General features: G+C 53.1%; 11 protein-coding genes and 1 pseudogene. 6 read left to right on the top strand and 6 right to left on the bottom strand.

Annotated features, from left to right (window positions below; translation table 11 throughout):
• The first annotated feature begins 49 nt into the window (after positions 1 to 49).
• Together MON37_RS09625 and MON37_RS12525 are read left to right on the top strand one after the other, a co-directional pair.
• A complete protein-coding gene (locus tag MON37_RS09625) occupies positions 50 to 661 on the top strand; it encodes a phosphatase domain-containing putative toxin (RefSeq protein ID WP_197067789.1) in 612 nt (203 codons plus the stop codon).
• Between the two features lie 244 nt (positions 662 to 905).
• A pseudogene (locus MON37_RS12525) lies at positions 906 to 968 on the top strand (transposase); the annotation flags it as partial.
• 120 nt (positions 969 to 1,088) lie between these two features.
• On the opposite strand, the gene cysE reads toward MON37_RS12525, so the two are convergent.
• Positions 1,089 to 1,907 (bottom strand): serine O-acetyltransferase, encoded by an 819-nt coding sequence (cysE, locus tag MON37_RS09620; protein ID WP_003759048.1) that lies wholly within the window; start codon positions 1,905 to 1,907, stop codon positions 1,089 to 1,091.
• 171 nt (positions 1,908 to 2,078) lie between these two features.
• Between cysE and grpE the strand changes: the two genes are divergently transcribed.
• From grpE to MON37_RS09605, 3 genes are all read left to right on the top strand, one after another.
• Positions 2,079 to 2,642 (top strand): nucleotide exchange factor GrpE, encoded by a 564-nt coding sequence (gene grpE / locus MON37_RS09615; protein ID WP_039409633.1) that lies wholly within the window; start codon positions 2,079 to 2,081, stop codon positions 2,640 to 2,642.
• 303 nt (positions 2,643 to 2,945) lie between these two features.
• Positions 2,946 to 4,877: a molecular chaperone DnaK gene (dnaK, locus tag MON37_RS09610; protein WP_039409629.1), complete on the top strand. Its 1,932-nt coding sequence runs from the start codon at positions 2,946 to 2,948 to the stop codon at positions 4,875 to 4,877.
• 176 nt (positions 4,878 to 5,053) lie between these two features.
• Positions 5,054 to 6,586 carry a helicase HerA-like domain-containing protein gene (locus MON37_RS09605; protein ID WP_039409624.1) on the top strand — a complete coding sequence of 511 codons (1,533 nt, stop codon included), beginning with the start codon at positions 5,054 to 5,056 and terminating at the stop codon, positions 6,584 to 6,586.
• A gap of 249 nt (positions 6,587 to 6,835) precedes the next feature.
• Here the strand turns inward: MON37_RS09605 and MON37_RS09600 are convergent, their stop codons facing one another.
• From MON37_RS09600 to MON37_RS09590, 3 genes are all read right to left on the bottom strand, one after another.
• A complete protein-coding gene (locus MON37_RS09600) occupies positions 6,836 to 8,872 on the bottom strand; it encodes a M3 family metallopeptidase (protein WP_039409622.1) in 2,037 nt (678 codons plus the stop codon).
• A 244-nt stretch (positions 8,873 to 9,116) separates the two neighbouring features.
• On the bottom strand, positions 9,117 to 9,983 hold the full coding sequence (locus MON37_RS09595) for a hypothetical protein (protein WP_039409619.1): 867 nt from the start codon (positions 9,981 to 9,983) through the stop codon (positions 9,117 to 9,119).
• 32 nt (positions 9,984 to 10,015) lie between these two features.
• Complete coding sequence (locus MON37_RS09590; RefSeq protein WP_003766621.1) at positions 10,016 to 10,867, bottom strand: mechanosensitive ion channel family protein; 852 nt, start codon at positions 10,865 to 10,867, stop codon at positions 10,016 to 10,018.
• A gap of 303 nt (positions 10,868 to 11,170) precedes the next feature.
• Here MON37_RS09590 and MON37_RS09585 point away from each other — a divergent pair, with 303 nt between their 5' ends.
• A complete protein-coding gene (locus MON37_RS09585) occupies positions 11,171 to 11,506 on the top strand; it encodes a hypothetical protein (RefSeq protein WP_039409615.1) in 336 nt (111 codons plus the stop codon).
• A gap of 87 nt (positions 11,507 to 11,593) precedes the next feature.
• Here MON37_RS09585 and MON37_RS09580 read toward each other — a convergent pair whose 3' ends face one another.
• Positions 11,594 to 12,559: an IS30 family transposase gene (locus MON37_RS09580; RefSeq protein ID WP_242883531.1), complete on the bottom strand. Its 966-nt coding sequence runs from the start codon at positions 12,557 to 12,559 to the stop codon at positions 11,594 to 11,596.
• Positions 12,560 to 12,724: 165 nt separating this feature from the next.
• Positions 12,725 to 13,738, bottom strand: a complete 1,014-nt coding sequence (gene ilvC, locus MON37_RS09575) for a ketol-acid reductoisomerase (protein WP_039407737.1) — start codon at positions 13,736 to 13,738, stop codon at positions 12,725 to 12,727.
• Positions 13,739 to 13,741 lie beyond the last annotated feature (3 nt).

Raw genomic sequence — 13,741 nt, 5'->3', positions numbered from 1 at the left:
AAACAGATTCCTTTTTCAGATGACCTTTTTACCTTTTGAATCCATCCCTATGATGAAACGAACCATACCGATTATCTTCTCAGCCTTCCTGCTTGCCGCCTGCCAAGCCTCATCCACTCAAGAAACACGAACCATGAATACCCGACTTTGGGCAGTATCCGTCAAGCAAGATGCCAACCTTTACCGTATCGACGACAAACTCTACCGCAGCGAACAGCCCGTCCCCGAGGACGGCGAAACCATTTCACAGCAGGGTATCAAAAGCGTCGTCAATCTGCGCTTTTTCGACCGCAATGACGACGACTATCTCAAGCAATACGGCATCAACATCATCAACCGCCCGCTGCTGTCGTGGAACGTCAAACCTAAAGACATCGCCGAAATCCTGTACCTGATTGAAAAACAGCAACAAAACGGCGCAGTCCTCATCCATTGCTACCACGGTGCGGACAGGACGGGGCTGATTGCCGGAATGTACCGCATCCTTTACCAAGGCTGGCAGATTGAAGAGGCAAAAGCCGAAATGCAGCACGGTCCCTACGGTTATCACAGCATTTGGAAAAATATCGCCAACCTGTTTACCGAAGCAAAAGTACAGGAAGTCAAAAACCATTTGGAACGCCTGCGCAGCAACGAACGGAATGCAGTATCGGGGCAATAACGCTGACTTATACATCCAATACCGACTCTGGCTGCCAAGCTGATTTTTAGAGACAACATATTTATTGGTGCATTATTCCCGCTCAGACGGGAATCCATCGGAAATCTTCAATTCAAAATTAGATTCAATCCTATGAGGAATGGCGGTTAACAGCGGGCGTCGTATCAAAAAAATAAGCGTGTCAGCCGTATATAAAAAGGTCGTCTGAAAACCTTATCCATCAGGTTTTCAGACGACCTTTTTATATAGTGGATTAAATTTAAATCAGGACAAGGCGACGAAGCCGCAGACAGTACAGATAGTACGGAACCGATTCACTTGGTGCTTCAGCACCTTAGAGAATCGTTCTCTTTGAGCTAAGGCTAGGCAACGTCGTACTGGTTTAAAGTTAATCCACTATATCTGCGGCCTTATCAGGCGATTCAGTTCAAATCACAAAATCCATCGCCGTACCCTGCAAACTCTGGTCCATGTCCGCCGATGGGGTTTTGACCGAACGCCCCACCGGTTTGGCAGGCACGCCGACGACGGTGATTGACGACGGTACGTCCGCAACGACCACGCTGCCTGCGCCGATTTTGGAATTGTCGCCGATGCGGATGTTGCCCAATATCGAAGCGTTCGCGCCGATCATCACGCCGTCGCCGATTTTCGGATGGCGGTCGCCGCCTTCCTTGCCCGAGCCGCCGAGCGTTACGCCGTGCAGGATGGAAATATTGTTGCCCAACACGGCGGTTTCGCCGGCAACGAAACCGGTGGCGTGGTCGAGCATCAGCCCATGACCGAAACGGGCGGCGGGGTGAATATCGACGCCGAAGACTTCCGACATACGATTTTGCAGGAAATACGCCAGCGTTTTTCGGCCGTTTTGATAGAGCCAGTGGTTGATGCGGTGCGCCTGAATGGCGTGGAAACCTTTGAAATACAAGAGCGGCAGCGAATATTCGTCGCACGCGGGGTCGCGTTCGTAAATGGCTTTCAAATCGGCTTCGACGCAATTGCTGATGCGCGCGTCGCTGCCCAATGCCTGCTGGTAGATTTCAAACAGGGCGCGCACGTCCATAATCGGGCTGCCGAGTTTGCTGGAAAGGTGGTAGGCAAGGACGGAATCGAGCGAATCGTGGCGCAATACGGTTTGGTGCAAAAAGCTCGCCAGCATCGGCTCGGCTGCGGCTGCGGCTGCGGTTTCTTCGCGGATGGTATGCCAGAGGTTGAAATCGGTTGTGTTCAGGTGGTCTTTTTTCATGTCGGGGGTCGTCTGAAAATAGGATGGTGTCGGTGTATCTTACCTTTTATCAACGATTTGCGATAGCGCATTGCGGAATATGCTTATGATGGTTTCCGTGTGCTTGAAGTTTTTTCAGACGACCTTATATAAAGTAGCATTCGATTCAAACCATTCCAAAGGATGCATGAAATGAGCGAACATCACGAACAATATCAACACGAAACCGAAGAGGCGGCAAACGCAGAAGCCGCCCAAAAGCCCAATACCGAACAACCCGAAGCTGCCGAACCGCCGACTTACGAAGAATTGCAGGCACGTATCGCCGAGTTGGAAGGGCAGTTGAAAGACAGCGAACTGCGCGGCCTGGCGAACGAGCAAAACCTGCGCCGCCGCCATCAACAGGAAATCGCCGATACGCACAAGTTTGCCGGACAAAAATTCGCCGCCGAAATGCTGCCGGTCAAAGACTATCTCGAAATGGCGCTGCTCGACCAAAGCGGTAATTTCGACGTGCTGAAAATGGGTGTGCAAATGACGCTGAACGAATTGCAAAAAGCGTTTGACGCCACGCACATCAAAGAAATCAACCCGCAGCCCGGCGGCAAACTCGACCCGCACCAACATCAAGCAATGCAGGCGGTCGTCAGCGAGCAAGAGCCGAACACCATCGTCAGCGTCATGAAAAAAGGCTACACCCTGTCCGACCGCGTATTACGTCCCGCAATGGTTGTCGTGGCGAAACAAGAATCCTGAAGGCACCGCTTGATAAAGTTTATCAAGCATAAAATTTTCAGACGACCCTTCCCCGTCCCTCAAGCCCCAATCCCGCTTTTGGAAAATCATTCCGATGATGCCCAATCGGAAAAGAAAGACAAGGTCGTCTGAAAAACAAAATACCGTCCTGTGGATAAATAGTTTAACTTCTTGAATTTTATATAAAAAAAATTTCAACAAAACCCTTGAAAAAATATCGGGCAACCTTATTTACAGGTCAACGGAACAAAATGTTCCACACGATTATTAACTTAGAAAAATCTTTTTAGGAGCAACATCAATATGGCAAAAGTAATCGGTATCGACTTAGGTACAACCAACTCTTGTGTATCCATCTCTGAAAACGGTCAAACCAAAGTTATTGAAAACGCAGAAGGCGCACGCACTACGCCGTCTGTCGTCGCTTATCTGGACGGCGGCGAAGTCCTCGTCGGCGCACCGGCCAAACGCCAAGCCGTAACCAACGCTAAAAACACCATCTACGCCGTCAAACGTTTGATCGGTCATAAATTCGAAGACAAAGAAGTCCAACGCGACATCGAATCCATGCCTTTCGAAATCATCAAAGCCAGCAACGGCGACGCATGGGTGAAAGCACAAGGCAAAGAGCTGTCTCCGCCGCAAGTTTCCGCAGAAGTCCTGCGTAAAATGAAAGAAGCCGCCGAATCTTACTTGGGCGAGAAAGTAACCGAAGCCGTGATTACCGTTCCGGCCTACTTCAACGACAGCCAACGTCAAGCCACCAAAGACGCAGGCCGCATCGCCGGTTTGGATGTAAAACGCATCATCAACGAGCCGACCGCAGCCGCTTTGGCATTCGGTATGGACAAAGGCGACAACAAAGACCGCAAAGTAGCCGTATATGACTTGGGCGGCGGTACCTTCGATATTTCCATCATCGAAATCGCCAACCTCGACGGCGACAAACAATTCGAAGTATTGGCAACCAACGGCGACACCTTCTTGGGTGGTGAAGACTTCGACCAACGCCTCATCGACTACATCATCGCCGAGTTCAAAAAAGACCAAGGCATTGATTTGAAACAAGACGTGATGGCATTGCAACGCCTGAAAGAGGCTGCCGAAAAAGCCAAAATCGAATTGTCCAGCGGCCAGCAAACCGAAATCAACCTGCCGTACATCACCATGGACGCAACCGGCCCGAAACACTTGGCAATGAAAATTACCCGCGCCAAATTCGAGAGCCTGGTTGAAGACCTGATTGCCCGCTCTATTGAGCCTTGCCGCACCGCATTGAAAGATGCCGGCTTGAGCACCAGCGACATCGACGACGTGATTTTGGTCGGCGGTCAGTCCCGTATGCCGAAAGTACAAGAAGCCGTAAGAGACTTCTTCGGCAAAGAACCGCGCAAAGACGTGAACCCTGACGAAGCCGTTGCCGTAGGCGCAGCGATTCAAGGCGAAGTATTGAGCGGCGGCCGCAGCGACGTATTGCTGCTGGACGTAACACCCCTGTCTTTGGGTATCGAAACCATGGGCGGTGTGATGACCAAGCTGATTCAGAAGAACACCACCATCCCGACCAAAGCGTCGCAAGTGTTCTCTACCGCCGAAGACAACCAAAGCGCAGTAACCATCCATGTGCTGCAAGGCGAACGCGAACGTGCTTCCGCCAACAAATCTTTGGGTCAGTTCAACTTGGGCGACATCGCACCCGCACCGCGCGGCATGCCGCAAATCGAAGTCATCTTCGACATTGACGCCAACGGCATCCTGCACGTTTCCGCCAAAGACAAAGGCACAGGCAAAGCCGCCAACATCACCATCCAAGGTTCTTCAGGCTTGAGCGAAGAAGAAATCGAACGCATGGTGAAAGATGCCGAAGCCAATGCTGAGGAAGATAAAAAACTGACTGAATTGGTCGCTTCACGCAACCAAGCCGAAGCCCTGATTCACTCCGTGAAAAAATCTTTGGCCGACTACGGCGACAAACTCGACGCAGCCGAGAAAGAAAAAATCGAAGCCGCGTTGAAAGAAGCCGAAGAAGCCGTGAAAGGCGACGACAAAGCCGCCATCGACGCCAAAGCCGAAGCACTGGGCGCAGCCAGCCAAAAACTGGGCGAAATGGTTTACGCACAAGCGCAAGCCGAAGCCCAAGCAGGCGAAAGCGCACAAGCCGAACCGTCTTCCGCCAAGAAAGACGACGACGTGGTAGATGCCGACTTTGAAGAAGTAAAAGACGACAAGAAATAATTGAGACCGTCTGAAAAAAGCGCGAATCGCAAGGTTCGCGCTTTTTGTTTGAATTATTTATAGTAAAAGGTCGTCTGAAAACTTTTCAGACGACCTTCTGCCTATCTGTTGCCCTGTGTGTGGAAACATAAGAAAATAGCCTTATTTTTCAAACCATCCAATCAAAGGAAACCTTCATGACGACATTCCCCATCGCGCGCGCGGGCGATAAGACACTTGAAATCCAAGGCAAAATGGCGAACCGCCACGGCTTGATCGCCGGTGCGACCGGTACGGGTAAAACCGTAACCCTGCGCCGTATGGCGGAAGCCTTCAGTAGTGAGGGCGTTCCTGTATTTTTGGTTGACGTCAAAGGCGATTTGTCGGGCATCGCGCAAGCGGGTGCTGCCAGCGGCAAGGTGGGCGAACGCATTGCCGAGTTTGGTCTGGGCGAGCAATGGCTGCAAAGTTTCCCCGTGCGCTTTTGGGATGTTTACGGCGAAACCGGCATTCCGGTGCGCGTAACCGTTTCGGAAATGGGTCCGCTGTTGCTGGCGCGTTTGATGAACCTGAACGACACGCAGGAAGGCCTGCTGAATCTCGTGTTTAAAGTTGCCGACGATAAAGGCTGGCACATTCTGGATTTGAAAGACCTGCGCAGTATGCTGAAACACGTTTCCGACCACGCCTCGGAATACCGCACGCACTACGGCAACGTCTCCGCCGCCAGTATCGGCGCGATTCAGCGCCAGCTTTTGACGCTGGAGAACGAAGGTGCGGAAAAATTCTTCGGCGAGCCGTCGCTCAACCTGCAAGATTGGATGCAGACCGACAACGGCAAAGGTGTCATCAATATCCTCAATTCGGAAAAACTGATGCGCTCGCCGCGTATGTACAGCGCGTTTTTGTTGTGGATGTTGGCGGAGTTGTTTGAAACCTTGCCCGAAGTCGGCGATTTGGACAAACCGAAATTCGTGATGTTCTTCGACGAAGCGCATTTGATGTTCGACAACGCCGCCAATGCGCTGGTGGAGCAGGTCGAACAAGTCGTGCGCCTGATCCGTTCCAAAGGCGTGGGCGTGTATTTCGTGACCCAAAACCCGCTCGATTTGCCCGACACCATCCTCGGACAGCTCGGCAACCGCGTGCAACACGCCCTGCGCGCCTTCACGCCGCGCGACCAGAAAGCGGTTAAAGCCGCTGCCGAAACCTTCCGCAGCAATCCGAATATCAAAGTTGCCGAAGCGATTGCCGAACTGGGCGTCGGCGAAGCACTTGTTTCCTTCCTCGACGAAAAAGGTATGCCCGAGCCGGTAGAACGCGCGCTCGTCCTGCCGCCGCAATCTTCCTTGACCCCGCTTGCCGCAGAAGAGCGCAACCGCTTGTTCCAAAACGATGATTTGTATCCGACCTATAAAGACATGGTGGACAACTATTCCGCCTTTGAAGCCTTAGCCGAAGCCGACAGTCAGGCTGCGGCGGAGAAAGAGGCGGCAGCAGCGGCAAAAGAGCAGGAAAAAGCGCAAAAAGCCGCTGAAAAAGAAGCCGCCAATGCCGATCCCGGCATACTCGGCGGACTGCTCGGCGGCTTGAGCGGCGGGCGTAAAAAGTCAGGACAGGGCTTGGGCTACAACGTCGCCGACGCCATCGGCAGCCAAATCAACCGCCAAGTGACCAACGCCATCTCCCGCAGCGTGATGGGCATTATTAAAAACATGTTTAAAAAATAAGGCGTAAAAAGAAGGCAAAGGTCGTCTGAAGGCCTGACGATCGGTTTTCAGACGACCTTTTATAGTAAATTTCAAATAAAAATATCTTCGTCGTCATTCCCGCGCAGGCGGAAATCTAGAGCTGCACGCACAGGAACTTATCGGGTAAAACGGTTTCTTCAACTTTACGTTCTGGATTCCCGCCTGCGCGGGAATGACGATTCAGGAATTTTATATTGAATCCGCTATGTTTTTACCTCAACCTTACCATCAAGCCGCGTTGTCGAAGCCGCTGTGGCGCAGCAGTGCGTCTATGCTCGGTTCGCGTCCGCGGAAGGCTTTGAAGGATTCCGCCGCGCTGCGGGAGCCGCCGACGGCGAGGATTTCCTGCCAGAAGCGTTTGCCTGTGGCGGCGACGTCGTCGCTTTCTTCAAAGGCGGCGTAGGCGTCGGCGCTGAGGACTTCTGCCCAGGCGTAGCTGTAATAGCCTGCGGAGTAGCCGCCGGCGAAGATGTGGCCGAAGCTGTTGGCGAAGCGGTTGTATTCGGGCGGTTGGATGACGGCGACTTCTTTGCGCACGCTGTCTAAAACCTGCGGCCAGTTTTTCAGACGGCCTTCGTCGTCTTCGCTGTAAATGGTCATGTCGAAGAGGGCGAACTCCATCTGGCGGACGAGGAACATGCCGCGTTGGAAGTTTTTGGCGGCGAGCATTTTGTCGAAGAGTTCTTTCGGCAGGGGAACGCCGGTTTCTTCGTGGGCGGACATTTGTGCCAAGACGTCGTATTCCCAGACGAAGTTTTCCATAAACTGGCTGGGCAGCTCGACTGCGTCCCATTCGACGCCGTTGATGCCGGATACGCCCAGTTCGTCTACTTGGGTGAGCAGGTGGTGCAGGCAGTGGCCGGTTTCGTGGAAGAGGGTGAGGATTTCGTCATGGGAGAGGCGGGCTTCTTTGCCGCCTACGGGCGGGGTGAAGTTGCAGACGAGGTAGGCGGTGGGCAGTTGCAGCGTGCCGTCGGCGAAGCGGCGGCGGCCTTTGTAGTCGTTCATCCACGCGCCGCCGCGTTTGCCTTCGCGGGCGTAGAGGTCCATATAGACGCCGCCTATGGTTTTGCCGTTTTGCTCCAGCTCGAAGTAGCGCACGTCTTTGTGCCAGACGGGAACGGTTTTTTCGGCGAATCCGATGCCGTAGAGTTTTTTGATTTGGGCGAACAGGCCTGCCAGGACTTTGCTGACGGGGAAGTATTTTTTGACTTCGGTTTCGCTGAATGCGTATTTGGCTTCGCGCAGTTTTTCGCTGGCGTAGCTCAAGTCCCACGGCTGCGGGTCGGCGAGGTTCAGGCGATCGCGGGCGAAGGCTTTGACTTCGGCGAGGTCTTTTTCGGCGTAGGGTTTGGCGCGGCGGGCGAGGTCGTGCAGGAAGGTGAGGACTTGTTCGGGCGTGTCCGCCATTTTGGTTGCCAATGATAGCTCGGCGTAGTTTTTGAAGCCGAGCAATTTGGCGGTTTGCAGGGCGTTTTCGAGCGTGCGGTTGATGTTGGCGGTGTTGTCGAATTTGCCGTCGTCTGAAAGTTCGCTGGCGCGGGTAACGTAGGCGCGGTAGATTTGTTCGCGCAGTTCGCGGTTGTCGGCGTATTGGATGACGGCGAGGTAGTGTGGAATCTGCAAACCGATTTTGTAGCCTGTTTTGCCTTCGCTTTGCGCGGCGGCGGCAAACATGGCGAGCGAGTCTTCGGGGATGCCGGCAAGCGGTGCGGCGTCGTCAAAGTAGAGGGCGAAGGCGTCGGTTGCGTCTAAGACGTTTTGCGAGAATTTGGCGGAGAGTTGCGCGCTTTCGGTTTGCAGTTTCGCCAGTTCTGCCTGCTGTTCGGGCGGCAGTTCCGCGCCGCTGAGGACGAAATCGCGCAGGTCGTGGTTGAGCTTGGTTTTTTGTGCGGGAGAGAGGGTCTCGAATTCGGGGGAGTTTTTGATTACTTTGAAGCGGTTGTACAGCTCGATGTCTTGTCCGATTTCGGTGAAGAAGACGGTGATTTCGGGCATCAGTTCGTTATAGACGGCGCGCAGTTCGGGTGTGTCGACCACAGAGTTGAGGTGCGACACCACGCCCCAAATCCTGCCGACGCGTTCGGTGATGTCGGTCAGACGCTCGACGGTGTTTGCCCAGTCGGTGTGCGTTTGGGCTTTGACTTCGGCAATCTGCGCGCGCGCTTCGGCGATGGCGGTTTGCAGGGCAGGTTTGATGTCGGCGGTTTGGATGGCGTCGAAACGGGGTTCTTCGCCCAAATGGAGCAGTACGTTGTCGGTCATGGATGGGATTCCTTTGTGTGGGTGGCGGGTTCGGACGGAGGTCGTCTGAAAAATGGCTGCCGCCTGAGTCAATGGGAAAATGGGGATAATGTGTGTCTGGGTTTTAGGTTTGCCGTTCGGGCGAACCGATTGTGTTTTCAGACGACCTGTTTGGATTCGGGGTCGTCTGAAAACGACGGGGCAAACGATAGGGGAGATATAGTGCCATCGCGTCAGGCTTAAAGCGTCTTTCCCTGTTTTTACGCTATTCCGCGCCGCGCGGGTTGGATTTGAGCGGGGCGGCGAGGTCGAGGCTCATCGGTGTGCCGGCGGGGGCGAATACGGCTTGTGCGACATTGGTTTGCAACGAATCGGCAAACGCGCCGCGGTAGATTTTCGCGCCTTGGTGGGTCAGGTTGGATTGTACATCGACATAAACTTCGCCGCCGATTTGCTGCCACAGGCGGCAGAACGTATAGTCTTCGGAAAGGTAGCGTTTGCTTTCGGGATCGACCATGCAGTCGAAGAAGCGGTAGTGCAGCCCTTTGTCTTCGCGCTTGTAGTCGCTGTCGGAGATGTAGTTCAGCTCGGGGTAGGCGGCCATCATTTTTTCAAACACGCTGCGTTTGATGACCATGAATCCGGTCGGCGCGTCATCGACTTTCATAAAGCCTTCTTCATCGACGCGCAGGACGATTTCGCCGTTTTCGTTTTTATCGCCTGTGTTGACGGTGTAGGCGGTGTACATCCGCTCGAAATCCGCTTGGGTCGTGCCGGCAGGAACGCCTTCGTCCGGCCAGTTTTCCCGTTTCAACGGATAAATGCCCGCTACCACGTCTTTATCCGCCAAAAGCAGGCGGTAGAACGCTTCGGCGGAAAAACCGATGTCGGAGTCTATCCAGAAGAGGTGCGTCCATTCTTTGTTTTCCAAGAAGGTCGCCACGCAATTATTGCGCGCGCGGGTAATCAGGCTCTCGCCGCGCTGCATCATTACTTGCAGCGGCCAGCCGTTTTGCGCGCTGGTGTGGACGATATTGAGCAGCGAAAGGACGTAATTGTGGAAATATTTCCCGTCGTGGCTGGGGGTCATGATGACGGGGTACATTTGCGTAAGGGCGGATTCGGGCAACATAGTATTTTCCTGATTGTTAATAGATTATGGGGTTAAGCTTGAGGGTTTAGCAGGCGGTATTGTACGCGCAAAAACTCATCCAGCACCGCCTGCTGGATTTCTAAACGCTTCGCCACGGGCGAGGCATAGCGCACGATGATAAGGTACACCTTGTCGTCATGCGGCACGCGGGTTACGCGCGGCTGGGCGGCAGGGGTGATGAACAGCTTCTCCGCCTGCACGTTTTCCAAATGCCGCTGGATGGCGGGTACATAAGGTTGGCACAAAGGCTCCAATACGGCTTTCAGACGACCTACAATCACATCCGAATCCAAATGAATCGGCACGGGAATTTCCACCGTATGAATCACATAATCGCCCAAGATATTGTCGCGGCGGACGGAATGGTTCAAAAGCAGGCTGTTGGGAAACGATAGCGTTTTACCCGAAAGCTGCCCGACCAGCGGGTTCGGGCCGATCTGCATCATCAACGTGTTCAAAAGATTAATATCGACCACACGCCCGCGCAGGCCGTTCACTTCAATATAGTCGCCGACCGAATATTGTTTCGTTACCGAGCGCAAGATGCTGCCCGACAAACACATAATCAGTTCCTTCGTCGCCACCACAATCGCCGCCGCTACGGCAAACATCGACAGCGCCAGCGTCTGGATTTGAGTCGCCCAAATTACCGCCAGCCCGAAAATCGTTAAAATCAGCGTCAGATTGCGGCTGAGTACCAAGGAGCGGCGTTTTTCCTCGATGCTGTAATGCGGGTGGCGGCGCAGATACAGGTTCAGCAAAACGCCCCGCAAAACCAGCAGCGCCATGACCATCAGCACCGATTCCACCACTTCCTCGCGTACTGGCAGAGTATGCAGCCATTGCCGTACTGTGTCCCACATAGTGTAAAAATCCTATATTTATCTTGATATTGTTTTCAGACGACCTATACGCATTATCGGAACGGACTGCCGAGCCGCCTAAAAAATGACATTATAAATGATAACGAATGGGGAGGTCGTCTGAAACATCCGCAAGAGTCATAACATCGAAATGGCGCGTTCAGACGACCTTTAAAGTCTATAATGATATACCGTAACACTATGTTAATAAAGAAGAAATTGTTTACTGAACTGCCAAAAAAGGATAACATAGAGACCGTAACCTAAAGGGTTTGAATTAACCATCGATAACGAGGAATCAAAATGACTTGCAAAATCCACGATCATCACGACCATACCCATGGCGCTGGTTGCGGCCATACCGCCATCAAACACGGCGACCACACCGACTATCTGCACGACGGTCATCTGCACCACGAACACAACGGCCATTACGACGAACACAGCTTAAGCGTCAATGAAACCAATCCCGACGGCTGCCATCCCGTCGATACCTGCAAAGGCCACGTTCACGGCGAAGGTTGCGGCCATGAAGCCGTACCGCACGGCGATCACACCGACTACATCGTCAACGGCCGCCTGCACCACCAACACGGCGACCACTGCGACGATCACGGTCCGGTTGAGATTGTGAAGTAAGCAGTTTTAGAGTTTAGGTGTAAGAAAGGTCGTCTGAACAACATTTGGGTTTTCAGACGACCTTGGATTCGGATTTCAAGTGCAACACTAGGGTACCAGTGGTTGGAACAGATTTAAGAATAAAACACTTGGCGTTTCGTAGCCAAGTGTTTTTCTCGGCCGGTGGTTCAACTCATCTTGAACCCTGCGTATCTCCCGATCGCTGATGTTTCGGAAATCGGTTTGTTTGGGGAAATATTGCCGGATGAGTCCATTGGTGTTCTCATTCAGCCCTTTCTCCCAAGAATGGTAAGGGCGGCAAAAATAGGTTTTCGCCTTCAATGCTTTGGCTATTTTGGTGTGTTGGTAGAACTCTTTGCCGTTATCCATGGTGATGGTGTGGACTCTGGCTTTATATGCCTTTAATACCCTAATGGCCGCCCGGGCAGTGTCTTCGGCTTTTAAGTTCTTTAATTTGCAGATGATGGTGTAGCGGGTAACGCGTTCGACCAAGGTCAATAACGCGCTTTTCTGATTTTTGCCGACGATGGTGTCGGCCTCCCAATCGCCGATGCGGGTTTTCTGGTCGACGATAGCAGGTCGGTTCTCTATGCCGACGCGGTTGGGCACTTTGCCTCTGGTCCATGTGCTGCCGTAGCGTTTGCGGTAGGGTTTGCTGCATATTCTGAGATGTTGCCACAAAGTGCCGCCGTTGCTTTTGTCTTGGCGAAGGTAGCGGTAAACGGTGCTGTGATGGAGTGTGATCCCGTGGTGTTTATGCAGGTAGGCACATACTTGTTCGGGACTGAGTTTGCGGCGGATAAGGGTGTCGATGTGTTGAACCAGCTGCGAATCGAGCTTATAGGGTTTTCGCCGGTGCTGTTTGGTCAGCCGGCTTTGCTTCTGTGCTTTTTCGGCGCTGTATTGCTGCCCTTGGATGCAGTGCCGCTTGATTTCGCGGCTGATGGTGCTTTTGTGGCGGTTGAGCTGTTTGGCGATTTCGGCGATGGTGCAGTGGCGGGACAGGTATTGGATATGGTATCGTTCGTCTTGGGTCAGTTGTGTGTAGCTCATGGCAATCTTTCTTGCAGGAAAGGCCGTATGCTACCGCATACTGGCCTTTTTCTGTTATGGAAAGTTGCACTTCAAATGCGAATCCGCCGACCTTTTTACGCTGTGTATGACAAAAAACCTGCCCGAATCGTCGGGCAGGTTTTCTTATTACTGAATCGAATCGAATTAGTTTTTGTCCAGGTCGACCAGTTTGTTTTTGGCAATCCAAGGCATCATGGAGCGCAGTTGCGCACCGACTTTTTCGATTTGGTGGTCGGCAGTCAGGCGGCGGCGGGCGGTCATGCTGGCGTAGTTGACGGCGCCTTCTTGGATGAACATTTTGGCATATTCGCCGGTTTGGATGCGTTTGAGGGCGTTGCGCATGGCTTCGCGGGATTTGTCGTTGATGACTTCCACGCCGGTAACGTATTCGCCGTACTCCGCGTTGTTGGAAATGGAGTAGTTCATGTTGGCGATGCCGCCTTCGTAAATCAGGTCAACGATGAGCTTCATTTCGTGCAGGCATTCGAAGTATGCCATTTCGGGCGCGTAGCCTGCTTCGGTCAGGGTTTCGAAGCCGGTTTTGATCAATTCGACCACGCCGCCGCACAATACGGCTTGTTCACCGAAGAGGTCGGTTTCGGTTTCTTCGCGGAAGTTGGTTTCAATCACGCCGCCTTTGGTGCCGCCGTTGGCTGCTGCGTAAGACAGGGCGATGTCGCGCGCTTTGCCGCTTTTATCTTGGTAAACGGCGATCAGCGAAGGTACGCCGCCGCCTTTCAGGAATTCGCTGCGTACGGTATGGCCGGGGCCTTTGGGGGCGACCATAATCACGTCCAAGTCGGCGCGCGGTACGATTTGGTTGTAGTGTACGTTGAAGCCGTGCGCGAAAGCGAGTACCGCGCCTTGTTTCAGATTGGGCTCGATTTCGTTCTTGTATACGACGGGTTGGTTTTCGTCGGGTAGCAGAATCATCACTACGTCTGCTTTTTTGGTGGCATCGGCTACGGACAATACTTCGAAGCCGGCTGCTTCTGCTTTTTTCCAAGAGCCGCCTTGGCGCAGGCCGACTACTACGCTTACGCCTGAATCTTTCAGGTTGGCTGCGTGGGCGTGGCCTTGTGAGCCGTAGCCAATGATGGCGACGGTTTTGCCTTTGATCAGGGACAGGTCGGCGTCTTTATCGTAATAAACTTGCATTTG

It is taken from the genome of Morococcus cerebrosus (genome assembly GCF_022749515.1).
GTDB lineage: Bacteria > Pseudomonadota > Gammaproteobacteria > Burkholderiales > Neisseriaceae > Neisseria > Neisseria cerebrosa.
The sequence above is the reverse complement of the archived record's forward strand: the minus strand, read 5'-3'. Positions and strand labels throughout refer to the sequence as shown.